Origin of the sequence: Sorangium sp. So ce693 (assembly GCF_051521375.1) — a bacterium.
Classification (GTDB): domain Bacteria; phylum Myxococcota_A; class Polyangia; order Polyangiales; family Polyangiaceae; genus Sorangium; species Sorangium atrum.
This window is the reverse complement of sequence record NZ_CP150347.1, coordinates 4,152,107-4,170,061: the sequence shown is the minus strand read 5'-3', so window position 1 is coordinate 4,170,061 and position 17,955 is coordinate 4,152,107. Positions and strand designations below refer to the sequence as shown.

The following is a 17,955-nucleotide window of genomic DNA, read 5'->3' as shown; positions in this document are numbered from 1 at the left end:
GTTCTCGGGCGCTCGTCAGACCGACGCGCGCGGCTCCTCGGCCGGGATGCGCAGCCGGTGGTAGGCCGTGCGCTCGCCGTCGTCGATCGGGAAGAGATAAGGATCCACCGGCCTCTTGAAGGCGACCATCTCGCCGCGCTCGTCCTTCTTCAGGTTCACGTGCGTGAACCAGCGCTGGTCGTCCATCTCGGGGTAATCGAGCCGGTAGTGGTAGAGGCCCCACCGGCTCTCGGTCCGGTACAGCGACGCGCGGGCCGCCATCTCCGCGCAGTCGCGGATGAAATGGCACTCCATCACCCGCATGAGCTCGTGGGGGCTCTCCGCGGTGACCTCCTCGAGCTCCTCCTTCGCCCGCAGGAAGTACTCGAGCCCGAGCGTCATCTTGTTCCCCGTCTTGGGCGGCTGGAGATAATCGTTCACCAGGCGCCGCACCTTGTATTCGTACTGGTGCGGCGGCACGCCGCTTCGTCGAGAGAGCGGGGCGAGGATGCGCTCTCGCTCGGCGTCGACCGCGGCGGCGAGCGGCTCGACCGCGGGCGCGCGCTCGAGGTAATCGAGCGCGCTCTGGGCGCATATCTTCCCGTAGGTGAGCGCGCCGAGCAGGTAGTTGTGCGGCACGCACGCCATGTCGCCGGCGGCGTAGAGCCCGGGCACCGTGGTCTCGCCCTTCTCGTTGACCCAGACGCCCGACGCGCTGTGCCCGCTGCACAGGCCGATCTCGGAGATGTGCATCTCGACGAGATCGCTCGCGTAGCTGTGCCCCCTGCCCTCGTGGAAGCGCCCGCGGCTCGGGCGCTCCGTCTGGTGCAGGACCCGCTCGACCTCGGTGATCGTCTCCGGGGCGAGGTGGGTGAGCTTCAGGTACACGGGGCCGTTCGCGGAGTGGAGCTCCCGGTAGAACTCGAGCATCATCTGCCCGCTCCAGTAATCGCTCTCGATGAAGCGGTGCCCCTTCGCGTTGACCGTGTGACCGCCGAGCGGGCCTGTCACGTAGGCGCACGCCGGACCGTTGTAGTCCTTGATGAGCGGGTTCACCTGGAAGCACTCGATGCCCGAGAGCTCGGCGCCCGCGTGGTACGCCATCGAGTAGCCGTCTCCCGCGTTCGACGGGTTCTCGTACGTCCCGTGGAGGTAGCCAGACGCCGGCAGCCCGAGCCGCCCCGAGGCGCCGCAGCACAGGATGACCGCCCTCGCCTTGATGATCTCGATATGCCCTTCCCGGGTGTCGAAGCCGATCACCCCGGCGACGTGGCCGTCGGTCACGAGGATCCGCGTCGCCATCACGCGGTTGACGACCTTCACGCCGGCGCGCTTGACCATGCGCGTCAGGATCTTCTTGAGGTCGTAGCCCTCGGGCATCGGGAGCACGTAGCTCCCGTTGTGGTGGACCTTCTTGACGTCGAAATCGCCCGATCGCGTCTTCTGGAACTTCACGCCCCAGGAGTCGAGCTCCTGGATCATCGCGAAGCTGTTCCGCGCGTATTCATAGACGGCGCGCTGGTTCACGATGCCATCGTTGGCCACCGTGATCTCCTTCACGTACTGCTCCGGCGTCGCGTGCCCTGGTATGATGGCGTTGTTCAGACCATCCATGCCTATCGCGATGGCGCCGCTCCGCTTGATATGCGCCTTCTCGAGGAGGACCACCCTCCCCCGGGGCAACCGCTGTTGCGCCTCCACCGCTGCAGTGGAGCCTGCGCTGCCGCCGCCCACGACGACGACGTCCGCCTCTGTCACGCGAATGTCCATTACAAGCCCTCAAGGTTTCAGGCGCGCGCACACGACGACCCCACCGCCTCTCGGCCCAGTGGCCAACGGCCAGCGGCCGGGGTCGGACGCCCGGCGTCTCTCATCACAGACGCGGCATCCGTTTTAACAGACGACCTGTGCTTCGGCAACAGCTTTGTTGCTGCTGGCGCAGCAGCGGCCGGGTGTCGGGCGCCGTGGGAGGGTGCCTTGCAAGCGAGACGTCAGGGCCGGGGTCTGGCGGCGCCGCTATCGCGGATGTGCGGCGCGCGGGCAGGCTCACTCCCGGCGGGGATCCCCGAGCCACCCAGAAAGATTCGCCTTTCCACCCTGGTTGTCTCCCCGGAGACGCGGGCGGGACGCTACCATGCGGGTCAACCCGTCGTCCTTCCATGGATCGGGGGAACCGAGCGCGGACCTTGTTCATCACCGGTCACCCGATTCACCGCGCCCGGCGCCTCCCAGCCAGGGCGCCCGCGCGCCGCTTCGCTGCATGGCCAAGCACCCGTCCCAGCTCGCCGACCTAGAGATCCAGCGCCGCCTGGGCGCTGGCGGCATGGCGGAGGTCTTCCTCGCAAAGAAGCGGGGCGCCGAGGGGACGTACAAGCTCCTCGTCGTCAAGCGCATCCTCCCCGCGCACGGGGCCTCGCGGCGCTTCCGCGCGATGTTCGTGGAGGAGGCCCACCTCGCCACGCGCCTGAACCACCCGAACATCGTCCAGGTCTACGAGTTCTCCGACCACGGCGAGGACGGGCTGCTCCTCTCGATGGAGTACGTCGAGGGCTTCGACCTCGGCAAGCTGATGCGGGCCGCCCAGCAGAAGGAGTCGCGGATCCCGCCGCTCGTGTCGGCGTTCATCGTCTCCGAGGCGGCGAAGGGGCTGCACTACGCCCACGAGCGCAAGGACGAGGGCGGCATGCCGCTCGCGATCGTCCACCGCGACGTCTCGCCGCAGAACATCCTGCTCTCGCTCGAGGGCGTCGTGAAGATCGCCGACTTCGGCATCGCCAGCGCCAACCTCTTCCGCGAGGAGACCGGCGTGCTGAAGGGCAAGTTCGGCTACATGTCGCCCGAGCAGGCGCGCGGCGAGCGGGTCGACCGGCGCAGCGACATCTACGCCCTCGGCGTCGTGCTCTACGAGATGCTCGCCATGCGCTCGCCGTACGGCAAGCTCGACGACGAGGCGCTCCTCCAGGCCGTGAAGGAGGGCCGGTTCGACCCCCCTTCGGCGCACGCGCGCGACATCCCCGCGGAGCTCGAGGCGATCGTGATGCGCGCCATGGAGCGCGAGCCCGAGGCCCGCTTCCAGACCGCGCGCGACCTGGCCGGGGCGGTCGCGCGCGCGCTGCTCGCGAGGCAGGAGCTCGTCGACAACGCCTCGGTCGAGCAGACCGTGGCCCACCTGCTCGGCCGCGACCGCGCGGAGGAGGCGCGCGAGGGCGCCGCGCGCCGCGTGGAGGGCGCGGAGGGCGCGGAGGAGCAGCCCGCGGACGACGGCTCCGTGGCGCAGCCGCAGACGCTCGCGGCGGTGCCGGCCGCGCGCACGGGCGGCGACGCCGAGGGCACCGGCGCGCCGCGCGCCGTGCGCGAGGTGCGCCACGTCGCCGTGGTCACGCTGCGCATCGAGGGCGTCGACGCGCTGCTCGGGGCGCAGGGCCGGCTCGCCGGCAAGCGCAGCGGGCGCTCGATCCGCACGACCCTCGACGCGATCGCCTTCAAGCACGGGGCGATCTGGTCGTGGGAGTCGCACGCGAGCGCGCGCGCGGTGGTCGGGCTGCTCGCGAACCCCTCGCGCGCCGCGGCCGACGCCGCCTCGCTCGCGGTCGACGTGCACGAGGCGCTCGCGGGCGCGTCGGAGGACCTGCCCGTCGAGCTCCGCGCCGCGATCGGCATCGTCCGCGGCATCGCGTACGGCGAGCGCGACGAGCAGGGGCACCTCATCAACCACGCGCTCAAGGAGCCCGCGAACTTCCTCGCCGAGCGCATCGGCATCCGCACCCCGTTCGGCAAGACGTGGGTCGCGGGCGGCGTCTACCGCCTCGTCCGCCGCGACTTCCGCTGGGGCGACGCGCCCTCGCTCGACCTCGACGACGCCCGCGGCTACCCGGTCCCGCACCAGATGCGGCTCTACGCGCTGCAGCGCCCGCTCACCCGCGAGGAGCGGATGGCGGAGATCGCGCTCTCGCCGAACGATCTCGTGGGGCGCGACGCGGAGCGGGCCGATCTGCACGCGGCCTACCACCGGGCGATCTCGCCGCCCGTGAAGGGCAACGTCGAGCCGCCCGCGCGCTTCGGCGAGAGCGAGCCGCCGGGGAGCCGGCAGAGCAAGCCCCCGAGCCGGCCGAGCAGGCCCTCGAGCCCGCCGGTCGGCGCGCTCCGCGGCCAGTCCGTGGCGCGCGTCATCGTCGGCGAGATGGGCATCGGCAAGAGCGCGCTCATCTCCACGTTCCTCTCGGAGCTCCCGGGCGACGCGCGCGTGCTCCACGTCGAGTGCTCCCCCGTGAAGAGCGAGCTGCCCCTCGCCACGGTCTGCGACGTGCTCCGCGACGTCACCGGGATGGGGCTCGACCACGCGATCGACGACGCGTCCCACGTGATCCGCGCCCTGCTCGGGCCCATCGCGCGCTCGCCGCTCGGCGCGCGCATCGTCACGCGGCTCGCCGAGCTCGTCACGGGCAAGCAGCTCGAGCACCCCGAGGAAGACGCGGCCGCCTACGGCCGCGACGTGGTGGTGCGGGGCGTGAAGTACCTGCTCGGCTCGCTGGCGCGGCACCAGCCGCTCGTCGTCGTCATCGACGGCCTCCAGTGGGCCGACCGGCCGAGCCTGGAGCTCCTCTCGGAGCTCCTGAAGCAGCGCGCGGAGCGGCTCCCGGTGCTCGTGCTGCTCCTCACGCGCCCCGAGGAGCGCGTGACCCCGTTCATCGAGGGGCTCGTGCGGATCGAGCTCCGCGGCCTCAGCGCCGAGGAGCAGATGCGCCTCGTGGAGGCGCGCCTCGGCGTGCGCGACGGGGTGGCGACCGTCTGCGGCGAGCTCGTGCCGCGCGTCGCCGGCAACCCGTTCTTCCTGCTCGAGATGATCGACGCGCTCCTCGAGCGGGGCACGCTGGAGATCGTCGAGCACCCGGGCGGGCGGCACGAGCTCGTGCGCCACGACCGGACGGGGGATCGCGGCGAGCCGCTGCCCTCGACGCTGGAGCAGCTCATCGGCGACCGCCTGCGCGAGCTGCCGCCGGCGGAGCACGACGTCGTGAACTGGCTGGCGGTCGCGGGGGGGCCGCTGCTCAAGGACGACATCCTGAACCTGACGCGGCTCGCCGACGACGAGGCGGTGACGCGCCTCTGCGCCCGCGGCCTGTGCGATCGCCGCGCCGGGGCGGTCGACTTCCGGCACCCGCTCGTGCGCGACGTGGCCTACCTCGCGCTCGACGGCGCGAGCCGCGTGCGCATGCACCGGCGGCTCGGCGAGCACCTCTCGACGACGCCGCTCGCGCAGGGGCTCTCGGCGGCGATCGTGGCGCAGCACCTCGCGCGGGGCGAGGCGCCCGCGCAGGCGGCGGAGCTCTACCTCGACGCGGCGCGGGCCGCGCGCGCGGGGCACCAGGCGCAGCTGTCGCGGCGGTACTACGAGCGGGCGCTGTCGCTCCTGCCGGCCGGCGACGCCCGCGTGATGATCGCGCACGAGGCGCTGGAGGCGATCTTCCGCCACCTCGGCCGCCGCCGCGACCGGCGGCGGCACCTCGCGGCGCTGCGCCAGCTCGCGAAGGAGAGCGGCCAGGCGCGCTGGGCGGCGCTCGCCCTCGTGCGCACCGCGCGGTTCGACCTCGACGACGGCTACCTCGCCCGCGGCCTGCCGGTCGCGCAGCGCGCGGCCGAGATCGCGCGCATCGCGCGCCGCCCCGCGCTCGAGGTCGAGGCGCTCACGATCCTGTCGGAGGTGCTGCGCGAGCTCGGCGACATCCAGGGCGCGATCAACGCGGCGGATCGCGCGCTCCGGGTGACGCAGGCGGGCGGGCTGACGCCGCGGGCGCGCGCGGAGGTGCTGCGCACGAAGGGGGTGCTCCTGCGCCGGGTCGGCCGCGTGCAGGAGGCGGTGGAGGCCTACGCCGAGGCGATCGCGGTGTTCCGCGCGGTGGGGGCGCGCCGCAGCGAGGCGCGCGCGAAGAACTCGCTCGCGGTGGCGATGTTCGTGCTCGAGCGGTTCGAGGACGCGATCGCGGTCGGGCTCTCGTCGATCTCCATCGATCTCGCGATCGGCGGCCGGTTCCAGATCGCGAAGACGCTGAGCAACATCGGCCACGCGTACGCGAAGCTCGGGGACGTACCGCGGAGCCTGGCGTACATGAAGCGGGCGCGCGAGGCCCACGAGCGCTATGACGATCAGGACGCGCGGGCCGACACGCTCCTCTGCTCGGCGGGGATCCTCCTCGAGGCGGGCGACGTCGACGCCGCGCACACGCTCTGCGCCGATGCGGGCGCGCTCATCGCGGTGACCGGCAGCGTCTACGACATGATCCACGAGCGCAACGTCCGCGGCCTCCTGGCGAGGGCGCGAGGCGACATCCAGGGCGCGATCGCGAACGCCTCCGAGGCGCGGCAGCTCGCCGAGTCGCAGGGGCTGATGAGCTACCACGCCCACGCGACGGCGATCGAGGCGGCGTCTCGGGTGGACGCGGGCGAGGTCCACTCCGGGGTGCTGCTCGCGCGGACGGCGCTCGGCGCGGTCGAGGCGGGCAGCTCCGAGTACGGCATCGAGGTGCGCGACCTCTGCTGCGAGGCGCTGCAGAAGGGCGCGCCGGCGAGCTCGACGGACGCGTACTGCCGCGCGGCGGCGCACGTGCGGAGGGTGGCGGGCTACATCCGCGACGCGCGGCTCAGGGCGCTGTTCCTGGAGCGCACCGTGGTGCGGCGGGTCCTCGCCGCGGAGGCGGACGGTCCGGCGGCGGGGCACGACCCGCTCCGCCGCGGGGAGATGGCATGACGGGAACGGGCGCGAGGACCGGGGCGAAGCAGCGGCGCAAGGTGGCGGTGATCCTCTCGGGCGGCGGCGCTCGGGGGGCCTACGAGGTCGGGGTCCTGTCGTACGTGCTCGACGCGTTCGCCCGCCTGCGCGGGGCGCCGCCGCGCATCGACATCCTGTGCGGTACGTCGGTGGGCGCGGTGAACGCGTGTTACCTGGCGGCGCACCTCGACGATCCGACGCTGGGGGTGCGGCGCCTCGTCAACCTGTGGACGCAGCTGAAGCTGGAGACGGTGCTCGGCTTCGGGGTCCGGCAGGCGATCTCGATGCCGAAGCTGCTGTTCGGGGGCGGGTCGGAGGGGGTGGGCCTGTTCGACGTGTCGCCGATGCAGCGGCTCGTCGAGCGGGAGATCCCGTGGCGCGCGATCGCGCGGACGCTGCGCCACGGCTACCTCTCGGCGGTGAGCGTGTCGGCGACGGAGATCGGGACGGGCCGGACGGTGATCTTCATGCAGACGGGCCCGGACGGGGCGCTGCCGACGACGGCGCCGCCGCGGACGATCATCCGGGGGGCGCTGGTAGGCCCGCAGCACGCGCTCGCGTCGGCGGCGATCCCGATCCTGTTCCCGCCGGTGCGGATCGGCCGCGATCTGTACATGGACGGGGGCGTGCGGCAGAACACCCCGATCGCGCCTGCGCTGCGGCTGGGGGCGACGCACGTCCTGGCGATCGGGCTGTCGCGCGAGGTGCGGAGCATCGACGCGGGCGACAGCGGCAAGCCGCCGGGGATGGCGCTCGTGCTCGGCAAGGTGCTGAACGCGTTCCTGCTCGACCACATCCAGACCGATTTCGAGGTGCTGACGCGGGTGAACCACATGATCGAGGACGGGGAGCAGGCGTTCGGCCCGGATTTCCTGCAGTCGATCAACGGGGCCGCGGCGCTGCGCGGGGCGCTGCCGTACCGGCGGGTGGAGACGCTGGTGGTGCGGCCGAGCGCGGATCTCGGGCGCCTGGCGGCGGAGCACGTGAGGGCGGGCAAGCTGCAGGGGGGTCCGGCGATGATGCGACGGCTGCTCTCGCTGGTGGACGTGGGCGCGGAGAACGACGCGGATCTCGCGAGCTACCTCCTGTTCGACGGCTCGTTCACGCGGAAGCTGATCGAGCTGGGGCGCGCGGACGCGGAGGCGAGGCGGCACGACGTCGCGGACTTCTTCGGGAGCGCGGCGGAGGAGGCGGAGCCGAGGCTGTCGGACAGCGCGGAGTGGTCGATCCCGCCGCCGGTGGGGCCGGGGAGATCCGTGTAGCAGGGGGGCGGCGGAGATCGGCGCTGGGGGCGTGGGACGGAGGGAAGGAGGGAGTGCCGAGCTGCCCGGCCCCCGTGGAGGGTGCTCGTCGCGCGTGGCAGGGACGGGCAGAACTCGCCTGAGACGTCCTGTGCCCGGCGTGCTCCGCACGCCGGACACAGGACGTTGGTTGGGCTCAGACAACTGCCCGTCCCCGCCACGCGCGACGAGCACCCTCCACGGGGGCCTGCCGTGGCTGCCGTGGAGGGGGGACCAAGGAGAACCTGCGGCGACGTGGGCCCGGAGCGCGGGGAGTCGGCGCATGGCGGGGCCCCGCCAGCCCCATGATGGATCCGATCCGTTACGACCCCCTGGACGCCTCTCTGGCTCGGGGATCACGTGGGACTCGGTCTCGGGTCGGACGCCGGGTGGAAGTACAAAAGCACCTCCGTCGACTCCGATGGCTCGATCAAGCTGGAGCGCATCCCATGGATGCGCCTCAGTCCGGAGCCTGGTGGCACTCGACAGCTCCTGGCACGGCCTCCTGGCCGCGGGCGGGCTCCTCGAGCTCAACCCGAACCTCTATGGAGTCACTTCAGGACTTCATCCGGGCAGCTCGGTGACACCCAGACCACACGCGAGCGCGGTATCGATTTCGGCGGAGGAGGGCTTGAGGGAACGAACACGGGAGACTCGTTCCCATGCGGGCGGCGCGCCGTGTGAATCGGCGTTCGTCGAGCGACGCAGTACCAGCAGCGGACTCGGCTCGTTGAAAGCCGTCGGCCATGTTCGGCCGAGCGCCCCTCAGCGCTCCTTGTCCTTCTTGCCGCTCCCCTTCCCGCTCTTCTTCTTGGCGTCGTCGGTCTTCTTCTTCTCGTGCTTCTCGTTCTTCTCGGGCTTCGACTTCGACGCCACCTTCTTCGACTCGCCGCGGCCGAGCGAGATCTCCAGGCGATCGCCGCGCGCCTTCGCCTTGTACGCGGGCACGCCGTCCTTGAACTGCAGGGTGACCTCCGCGCCGTGCGCCGTGTTGACCACGCGCACCGACGCGATGCGCTTGTCCTTGCGGGCGAGGCCGCTGCCCGACGACAGCGCGCGCCGATCGGGCAGCGACACCGTGAAGCCCATCGCGCCGGCCGCGCCGTTCAGCTCCTCGATCGGGCCGTCCATCTTCAGCTTCAGCACGATGGGGTTCCTCACCGACCCCTGCCCCCACTCCCGAGACCCCTCCTTGTCGCCGTCGTCCGCCGATTCCGCCTCGTCTTCCTCGCCCGGGCCGCCCGGGACCGCCACGCCTGGCGCGAGCGCGTCGCCGGCGAGCGCGCTCGGCTCCGCCGGCGGCGTCGGCGGCACGGGCTCCGTCGTCGACAGCGGCGTCGCGCCGAACAGCGGGACGTTCGCGGTGAGCGCGCCGCCCGGCGCCGCAGCCGGCCCCGCGGCCGCCGCGAGGGCAGGCGCGCCGGAGGACGCCGACGCCGGCAGCGCCGGCACACCCGCGGCCGACTCGGCCCCGGCCGCGGGCGCGTCGCCGCCCCGCAGGCCGAAGAAGCGCGCCGCCCCGAACACCACGAGCACCGCCGCCAGCCCAAGGAAGCTGCCGACCGCCGCCGCCTTCTTGTTGAAGCGCGGCGGCTCGCTCCCCTCGCCCGCCGCCTCCTCGGGCTCCTCGCGCACCAGCCGGCGACCGCCGGACTTCAGCGCGCCAGCCGGCGGCGGCGCCGTCTTGCGGCGCGGACCGCCGTCCTTGCCCGACCCGTCGGCGTCGCCCGCGCGCTCGGCGCGCCGCGCCTTGATCCTCGCCACGATGCCCGCCATCGCCGTGGCGGCGCGCGCCCCGGCGCCGGCGAGCGCGGGCGCGATCTTGCCCGCCACCGCCTTGCCCGCCATCGCGGCCTTCTCGCCGACCTCGCGCAGCCGGCCCGGCTGCGCGTCGGCGGCCGCCTCGGCGCCCTCCTCCTCGGCCTCGCTCCGCGCGGAGGACGGCGCCCCGCCGTCCACGGAGGGCGGGGCCGCCTCGGCCCCCGCGCGCGCCTCCCGGGCCGAGAGCGCCGGCGACACGTCGCTGTCGTGATCGTCGTCCGCGTGGGCGGCCGCGCCGCCGTTCGCGCCCGAGGAGGCGCGCTCGCCCCGTGGCTCGGCCGCCGGCGCCAAAGAAGGCCGCGCAGCCGCGCGCTCGCTTTGATGCTCGCGCGCCGGAAACGTCGGCGCCGAGGAAGGCCGCGCAGCCGCGCGCTCGCTTTGATGCTCGCGCGCCGGAACCGTCGGCGCCGACGACGCCCGCGCAGCCGGGCGCTCGCCCTGCGGCGGCAACGACGGTGCCCGCGCCGGCGCGCCGGCGTCGTGGGAAGATCGCCCCGGGGAGAGCGCCTCGGGCGACGAGGGCCGCGGCCGCGGCGCCTTGGCCGCGCGGGGCGCCTCGTAGCACAGCGTGACCACGAGCTGCGGCACGCTCGTCGCGGGGTCGACCTCGACCTTCACGTGGTCGATGTACGCCTCGCGGCGCGTTCCCTGATCGACCTCCTCCAGCTCGAGGGAGCGGCCCACCTTGAGGAACTCCAGGTTGGAGCCGACCTCCAGGTCGTCGAGCCCGCCGCCGCGCACGCGCGCCTTCATGGGCGAGCCCAGCCCGTCGATGTGGAGCCGCACGCGGGCGCCCCGCTGCGCCGCCCCGGGCGACGCGGCGCCGGCCTGTACGGCGAGCGCCGGCACGGGGCCCGCTGCGCCAGCGTCGATCGACGAGCACATCGCGCGCACCGCCTCCTCCGACTCGGCGTCGAGGCCGGTGAAACGCAGGCCGAACTCGCCGCCGCGCGCCTGCTCGGCGCGCCAGCAGACCTCGCCCTCGACGACCAGCTCCTTGCCGAGCCCGTCGAACCGGCAGATCAGGGCGTCGCCGACCCGCGGCAGGTACGCCGTGCGCAGGCGCATCCCGTCGGGGGACATGTCGATCGACTCGGCCTCGAAGCCGCCGCCCGACGTCTCGCCGACCGCGACGAGCGCCTCGATGCGGACCCGCTGCCCGGCGCCAGCGCGCCGCTCGCCGCCGCCCTCGCGCTCCCTGTCCAAGGATTCCGGCGCCTTGCGAACGCCCTCTCCCTCTGCGCCTCGACCGTTCATACGCCCATTCCTCCGCCGCGAAGCCGCGTCCGCCATCGCGAGCCCTCCGCGGTTGCAGAGGGCCCATTGGCCGGCAGTACGGCGTAAGCCCCGCGCTGGCCAAGTTTTGGAGGCTCCGGCCACGCGCCACGTGCGCCATGTCAAAGCGCGCCGCCGTGATGCGCAGCGTTGCGGCGCGGGAGGCGGGAGGGCGGGAGGCGGGGACCGTGGGCGGAGGCGGTGTGCGATGGGCAGCAGGCGGCGATTGACCGCTCGCTCCACCTGGCGCTCCGGGGGGCAAACGTGGGAAACTCTCGCGATGGGCAAGGACGAGCCCCCGCAGAACCAGGACACGCCCGCGCCCGCGGCGAATCAGGATGTCGTCTTCATCCATAGCCCCGTAGAGCAGGGGGAGGGCTTCCGGGTGATCCGCAGCCGGGAGGACCGGCTCGAGATCGGCGAGCTGCGACCCACCGAGCACGGGCGCCCGCTGAACGGGGAGCTCGTGAAGCTGACGCAGCGGTCCGAGCACGCGCGGCTCTTCGACGTGGAGGTGCTCCTCCCGGGGCCGCGCGAGTCGTCCCGGTCCGGCCCCGCGCAGGTCGCGACCGACGCCTACCGCTCGAACTGGGAGGCGATCTTCGGCCCGCGAGAGCCGAACAAGCTCGCCAACTGAGCGCCTGCCTCGGTCCGCCCTGCCGGGGCAGGCTCCAGCGCTCATCGGTATCCTATCCTCCCCGCGCGACCGGCGCGGGCCCGGCGCCCCGCACGAGCGTCGCGGCGACGCAGCTGTTCACGCCCTTCACGTCCGTGATGTCCAGGACGACGACCTGCGCCGACGTGTCCACCACGCCGCTCATCGCCGTCTCGAGCGCCTCGCCCACCCCCCGCGTCCGAGGTAGCGCCGCCCACCACGCGCCCCTCGTACCGAATCTTGAGCCGCGGGGGCCTCCCGGGGAACACTGCTGGGCGTGGTCCAACCCCGCCGGTCGACCGTCCCGCCCTTGACAGCGGTCGCGCCCTCCACGCAAAGGCGGGGCGTGCAGGCGCTACCGTTGGCCGCGACCGACGACGAGGCGCTCGCGCGCGCCGCCGCGCAGGGGCACCCGGGCGCCGCGCCGATCCTGTGGCAGCGGTTCGCGCCGCTCGTGCGCCGGATCCTGACGCGCACCCTCGGGCCGGGCGACGAGGTCGACGACCACGTGCAGGACACGTTCCTGCGCTTCTTCCGCGTGGCCAAGGACCTCAGGGATCCTTCGCTGCTCTCGAGCTTCATCGTCGGCATCGCGGTGCGCGTGGCGCGCGCCGAGCTGCGGCGCAGGCGCGTGCGGCGCTGGCTCCAGCTGTCGCCCTCGGGCGAGCTCCCGGACATGGGCGGCGCGCAGCAGGATCCGCAGGGGCGCGCGGCGCTCACGCGGCTCTACCGCATCCTCGACCAGGTCGACGACAGGTCGCGGACGCTCTTCGTGCTGCGGTTCATCGAGGGGCTCGAGCTCACCGAGATCGCCGCCGCGCTGGGCTGCTCCCTGGCCACGACGAAGCGCCACCTCGCGCGCGCGTCTCACCGGATCCTCACCGCCGCGGAGCGCGATCCCGCGCTCTCGGCCTACCTCACCAAGGCCCCGCAGGACCTCGATCGGCCCGGGACCCTCCCCGCCGACGGAGGAGAGCGCGATGAATGAAGCGGAGAAGCTGAGCCGGCTCGCGGACCTCGTGCGGAGCGGCGTCCCCGCGGACGTCGACGCGGCGCACGACGCCGCCGAGCGCGCCCGCTTCGTGGAGGCGGTGAGCCGGGGTACGGGCCGCGCGGGAGCCCTGGGCCGCGTGGGCGCGTGGCTGCGCGCCTCGCCCCTGTGGAGCGCGCTCTCGGGGCGGCCGCGGTGGAGCTTCGCGCTCGCCGGCGCGGCGGCGCTCTCGCTCGCGCTCGTCGCGCTCTGGCCGGCGCGGCCGCTCGACTACGCCGTCGAGGGCGCGCCTTCGACCGCAGGCCGGTACATCGCCGCGACGGCCGGCGGAGAGGCGCGGCTCCGCTTCACGGACGGCACCTCCGTCGCGCTCTCGGCGGGCAGCGCGATGCGCGTGGTGGACGTCGACGCGGCCGGGGCGCGCATGCTGCTCGAGGACGGCCGCGCGTCGCTGCGCGTCACGCGGCGGCCGAAGGCGCGCTGGTCGGTCGAGGCGGGGCCGTTCGCGGTGCTTGTCACCGGCACGGTGTTCGACGTGTCCTGGAGCCGCAGCGACGGCACCCTGCGCGTCGATCTGCACGAGGGGAGCGTGACCGTGCGCGGGCCGCTCGCGCCCGACGGCCTGCCGCTCCGCGCCGGCCAGCGGCTCGTGGCGCGGATGCGCGAGGGCGACGTGCAGATCTCGAGCAGCGACGCCGCGAGCGCGGCGGACCCGGCGCCGAAGGGGCTGCCGCCCGCGGGCACGGCGGCGCAGCCCCGGGAGGAGAAGATCATCGGACCTGGCGACGCCGCGGTCGGCGACGCCGGGGCCGTACGGCCGGAGGGCTCGCGGGCAGAGGGGGCGCCCGCGAGCCCTCCGACGGACGGTGCGGGGCCGGCTGCGCCGGCCGGCGCGGCGGCGGCGCCGAGCTGGGCCCAGCGCGTGGCGGCGGGGGATTTCCGGGCAGTCCTGGCCGAGGCGGAGCAGCGCGGCCTCGGGGGGGTGCTGGAGCGCGGCTCGCTGGACGACCTGGTCGCCCTCGGGGACGCGGCGCGGTACGCGCGGCGCGGCGACGTGGCGCAGCGCGCGCTCTCGGCGACGCGCAAGCGGTTCCCGGGGACGAGCCAGGGCAAGGCGGCGGCCTTCCTGCTCGGCCGCCTGATCGACGACGGCGGCTCGCCCGGGGCGGCCATCGCCTGGTACGACACGTACCTCTCCGAGTCGCCGGGCGGCCCGTTCGCGGCCGAGGCGCTCGGCCGCAAGATGGTGGCGGTCGAGCGCACGGCCGGCCGGGCGGCGGCGCGCCCCATCGCGGAGCTCTACCTGAAGCGCCACCCGCGCGGCGCGCACGAGCCCGTGGCGCGCGATCTCCTCACGCCGTGAAGCCCGGCGGAAGACGAACGCCGGTCTGACATTCATCGTTTGAGCCCATCGGGAGAACGTTCAGGTGGGGTGCTTCCCCCCACAAGTGTCAACCAGGCTTCGCGCGACGTTCGCCTACATCCGAACGTTTACGTGGTCGTTTACGTAAACGTTTACGTGGTCGTTTACGTAAACGTTCACGTGGTCGTTTACGTAAACGTTCACGTGGTCGTGGTCGTTCACGGCCTATCGTTGACGACCACGACCACGACCACGTAAACGTTCACGACCACGTAAACGTTCACGTCGTAAACGTTCACGTTGGTGACCGATGGGGGGTGGAGGGGGCGGCAGCGGGCGTCGTGCCCTGATCGTGACCGAACGAGCTTGGCTAACGCCTATCGGGGCTTACCCCACGCTGCCAGAATGATGGAGCCGCCACGAGACACCAAGATTTGGAGACCAGGGGCGAGCTCGCGCGTGGAGGCGCTAGTTCGAGCGGCTCAGCGGGTACTTGTAGAAGTTCTGCGCCCACTCGATGGTCCAGATCGTCGGCTCCACGTACACGTTCTTGTCCGCGCCGAGGGCCATCCCCCGCTTGATCTTCCCCATCGCCGTCAGGAAGACCTTGCGATCGTCCTCCATGCGCGGCCGCATCACGGTCGACGGCGGATACAGCTCCTTGACCTGAGCCACCGTCGCCGCGTCGTTGATCCACCCGTCGACCCCGTGCTCGCCCTTCGGGAGGCGGGAGCCGCCGGCGTCGAGCCAGTCGCGCAGATCGTTGTTGCCTCGGTTCATGCCGTCGGCATGGCAACCGATGCAGGAGCTGCCGGTGTTCAGGCGGCGGTCCTGGGTGGCGAAGCCCACGTTGCTGTTGATCTGCGCGTCCGATGCAGTCTTCTGGAGGCGCGGATCACGCACGATGTTGACGAAGGCGTCGACGCGGCGCTGGTTGATGCCGCCCCAGAGGGAGTACCCCTGCAGGCCGTTCGGCAGATCCCAGATCACCTCCTCCGCCGACTGCTGGAGGCCGTCGGTCCCGGTGTAGTAGCGGCAGTTCAGGTAACTGCCGCCGGCGTAGCTCGGCTGCCCTTCGCACCCCGCCGGCTCCGTGCCGTTCGGCTGAGCCAGCGTCGCGATGAAGCTGAAGTTGTTCGCCGAGCCGCCGGCGCCGCTGATGAACTTGGGGATCGGGTGCGCCCAGAAGGGGAACCGGATCTGGCCCACCTCGTACGCCTGCTCGATGGTGTTCACGCCGGCGTCGAGCTGCCCGCTGAAGACGTCCCACGTCTTCCAGTAGTACCCGCCGCTCTTCGTCTTGGCCCTGAAGTACATGCGGGAATCGACGGTGATGGCCTGCTTCGTGAGCATGTACTCGTACGACTTCACCCCCGCGTCGTGGTTGACGCCGAGCTCGGCCTCGAGATCCTGCGCGTACCAGGGGATCGCCATGATGGAGTTGTAGACGTCCGGGCGCGTCAGCGTGTAGACGAGCTGACTCGCCTCGATGTAATCGGTCTTGAAGCCGTTGACGTTGGGCGGGAGCACCTGGCTGTCCGTGGCGCCCTCCACATTGCCGGCGAGCACGCGCCCCCAGACGAGCCTGGCGAAGCTCGGATCCACCTGGACCGTCGAGGTGTACCTGTAGCGCTCCCTGAACGTGACGTCGGAGCCGACGGGCTCACCCAGGTAGTTGACGGAGGTCCTCCCGAAGAAGACGTCGTCGTCCGATCCGCCGAAGTGGAGCTTCGTGACCCCCTTGTTGTAGCCCCAGTAGTTGCGGGTATCGAAGCGGTACACCATGCCCTTGCCGTTGATGTCCACCGGATTGACGATCGTGGGGGCCCAGCGCGCGGTCGAGTTCAGGGCCTTCGACAGACCCACGCGGGCCACGTTGAGCTCCTCTGCGCTGACTCCCGCGTTGTGGAGCTCGTGCAGCGAGGCGTACTTGATGAACTCCGCGTCCGCCGCGGCGACGGTGGCCTTGTCCGTCGCGATCCACGCCTTGACCTGGTCCTCGGTGACCTTCTCGCCGGCCGCGACGGGGCGCGGGGTGGCCGGCAGGGTCGGCGCGACGGCGTTCGCCCACGCCGTGACGGCGTTGAGCATCTGCGTGTTCGCGTCCTTGCAGCTCGTTCCGAAGCAGTTGTGCCGATCGATTCCCATCCGGACCACGAGCTTGGAGTCCGCCGGCTTCTTGAAGTTGACGCGCGTGAGCGCGTACTCGTGGGCCAGCGCCGGATCGACGTCGGAGTGCATGGGCGCCTGGGCCTTGCCGGTCGAGCTGTGGCAGCCGGAGCAGTTGGCGGTCAAGAGCGGGTAGACCGTCGTCTTGAAGGCCTCCAGCGACGCGGCCATGTTGAAGTTCATCTCCTTCGGAAGGCAGACGGCCTCGACGTTCTTGCCGCCCTTCCCGTCCGGGATCTGGCTATAGCCGAGCGTGCAGCCCGACGCCGGATTGACCCCCGTGTCCGCGTCGCCGCCGCCAGCGCCACCGGAGCCGCCCGAGCCGCCCGCACCGCCCGAACCACCGACGCCGGTGCTCGCGCTGCTTGAGCTGGTCGAGCTGCTGGAGCTGGTCGAGCTGCTGGAGCTGGTCGAGCCGCCCGCGCCACCAGCGCCGCCCGCGCCGCCAGAACCACCGACGCCGGTGCTCGCGCTGCTCGTGCTGCTGCTCGCGCTGCTTGAGCTGCTGCTCGTGCTGCTCGCGCTGCTTGAGCTGCCCCCCACGACCTTGAACGTGAACTTCTGGTTGTCGCCGTTCGCCCAGCTGTACTGCTGGAGGCCGGCGCCATCTGCGGTCGACCGCCCGACGACGTCGAGCGCCTTGTTGCTGTTTCGGGCCGTGATCCGCTGGGCGTTGTTGCCGACATCCACGAACGAGAATTGCTGGCTCGTGGCGTTGCCGCAGCTGGATTGGACGACGGTGGCACCGTTCGCCGTCGATCCACCGTTGATCCCGAGGCAGAGACCGCTGTTCACGTTCTTCAGCCGGAAGTATCCGCCCCCCGCGGACTCCGCCCGGAACTGCTGTCGCGTGGAGCCATTGCACGTCGCGATCTGCGCAGCTGCCGAGCTCGCCGTGCTGCCCCCGCGTATCTCGACGCACTTGTTGCTCTGCACGCCGACGAGCGTGTAGACCGCGTTCGGATCGATCGTAAGGCTCTCCCCGAGCGCGTCGCCTTCCTCGCTGCCGGTGTCGTCCAGACCAGCGATGCATGAGACGGCGAGAAGGCTCGTCGCGGAGGCAAGCAAGGCGCTCCTTGATGCGAATCTCATGTTGTTCTCCTCTGTCAAGTAAGAATACGGTCTATCTACAGCTCGACGCTGCCCTTGCGCTGGTCAGGGGCTCTCGACACGCGATGCGCGATGGAGGCTCCGGAGGGACGGCCGCGGTGGTCATCGGTCATCGTCCCGCCACGGGATCTCGATCACGAGGTGCGGAGCTGGAGGACTCGTTCGACAGGCGGTCAGGCACCGCTAAGAGGATTACTCTTGTCGCGTATCGGGTTGCGAGTCAAGCCAATCATGCGTCCCGTCGCGTCATTTGCACGTTCGTTTGCATGGTAGTTCGCGTGAACGTTCACATGATCGCTTGCGCGGTCGCTCGCATGAGCGTTCACACGATCGTTTGCGTGGTCGTTTATAAGTCCGCGCAAACACACACAAATCTGCGCTTCTCTGCGCCGGTCTACCGCCGCCGACTCTCTTCACTTTGCCGCGCATCTGTCCATCTCGTCCAATTTGCCGGCATTTATGAACGACTATTTACGAAGCCACGACAACGGCAGTTGCTGGCCAATAGCCTGTGCCGCGATGTCCTACATCGACCGAGACATTTGG

The 17,955-nt window shown here is 72.0% G+C and carries 10 protein-coding genes; 6 read left to right on the top strand and 4 right to left on the bottom strand.

The window, feature by feature from the left end; translation table 11 throughout:
• Positions 1 to 15: 15 nt before the first annotated feature.
• Positions 16 to 1,749 carry a fumarate reductase/succinate dehydrogenase flavoprotein subunit gene (locus tag WMF14_RS15845; RefSeq protein WP_437801863.1) on the bottom strand — a complete coding sequence of 578 codons (1,734 nt, stop codon included), beginning with the start codon at positions 1,747 to 1,749 and terminating at the stop codon, positions 16 to 18.
• Positions 1,750 to 2,239: 490 nt separating this feature from the next.
• On the opposite strand from WMF14_RS15845, the gene WMF14_RS15840 reads away from it, so the two are divergent.
• Both WMF14_RS15840 and WMF14_RS15835 read left to right on the top strand, forming a co-directional pair.
• Positions 2,240 to 6,724 (top strand): serine/threonine-protein kinase, encoded by a 4,485-nt coding sequence (locus tag WMF14_RS15840; protein ID WP_437801861.1) that lies wholly within the window; start codon positions 2,240 to 2,242, stop codon positions 6,722 to 6,724.
• Positions 6,721 to 8,007 carry a patatin-like phospholipase family protein gene (locus WMF14_RS15835; RefSeq protein ID WP_437801859.1) on the top strand — a complete coding sequence of 429 codons (1,287 nt, stop codon included), beginning with the start codon at positions 6,721 to 6,723 and terminating at the stop codon, positions 8,005 to 8,007. Before WMF14_RS15840 ends, WMF14_RS15835 begins: the two co-directional genes overlap by 4 nt.
• Before the next feature lie 783 nt (positions 8,008 to 8,790).
• On the opposite strand, the gene WMF14_RS15830 is transcribed toward WMF14_RS15835, so the two are convergent.
• A complete protein-coding gene (locus WMF14_RS15830) occupies positions 8,791 to 11,103 on the bottom strand; it encodes a PilZ domain-containing protein (protein WP_437801857.1) in 2,313 nt (770 codons plus the stop codon).
• Between the two features lie 298 nt (positions 11,104 to 11,401).
• On the opposite strand from WMF14_RS15830, the gene WMF14_RS15825 reads away from it, so the two are divergent.
• Positions 11,402 to 11,758 (top strand): hypothetical protein, encoded by a 357-nt coding sequence (locus tag WMF14_RS15825; RefSeq protein WP_272103839.1) that lies wholly within the window; start codon positions 11,402 to 11,404, stop codon positions 11,756 to 11,758.
• A 52-nt stretch (positions 11,759 to 11,810) separates the two neighbouring features.
• Here WMF14_RS15825 and WMF14_RS15820 read toward each other — a convergent pair whose 3' ends face one another.
• On the bottom strand, positions 11,811 to 11,966 hold the full coding sequence (locus WMF14_RS15820; protein WP_437801855.1) for a hypothetical protein: 156 nt from the start codon (positions 11,964 to 11,966) through the stop codon (positions 11,811 to 11,813).
• Between the two features lie 171 nt (positions 11,967 to 12,137).
• On the opposite strand from WMF14_RS15820, the gene WMF14_RS15815 reads away from it, so the two are divergent.
• The 3 genes from WMF14_RS15815 to WMF14_RS15805 all read left to right on the top strand — a co-directional run bounded on the left by WMF14_RS15815 (position 12,138) and on the right by WMF14_RS15805 (position 14,388).
• Positions 12,138 to 12,764, top strand: coding sequence for an RNA polymerase sigma factor (locus WMF14_RS15815; protein ID WP_437801853.1), 627 nt, complete (start codon positions 12,138 to 12,140; stop codon positions 12,762 to 12,764).
• The gene (locus tag WMF14_RS15810; protein WP_437801851.1) at positions 12,757 to 14,130 is read left to right on the top strand and encodes a FecR domain-containing protein; all 1,374 of its coding nucleotides are present in this window, start codon (positions 12,757 to 12,759) and stop codon (positions 14,128 to 14,130) included. Before WMF14_RS15815 ends, WMF14_RS15810 begins: the two co-directional genes overlap by 8 nt.
• Positions 14,131 to 14,262: 132 nt before the next feature.
• Complete coding sequence (locus WMF14_RS15805; protein WP_437801849.1) at positions 14,263 to 14,388, top strand: hypothetical protein; 126 nt, start codon at positions 14,263 to 14,265, stop codon at positions 14,386 to 14,388.
• Between the two features lie 210 nt (positions 14,389 to 14,598).
• Here the strand turns inward: WMF14_RS15805 and WMF14_RS15800 are convergent, their stop codons facing one another.
• Complete coding sequence (locus WMF14_RS15800) at positions 14,599 to 17,391, bottom strand: RICIN domain-containing protein (RefSeq protein ID WP_437801847.1); 2,793 nt, start codon at positions 17,389 to 17,391, stop codon at positions 14,599 to 14,601.
• Between the last annotated feature and the right edge of the window lie 564 nt (positions 17,392 to 17,955).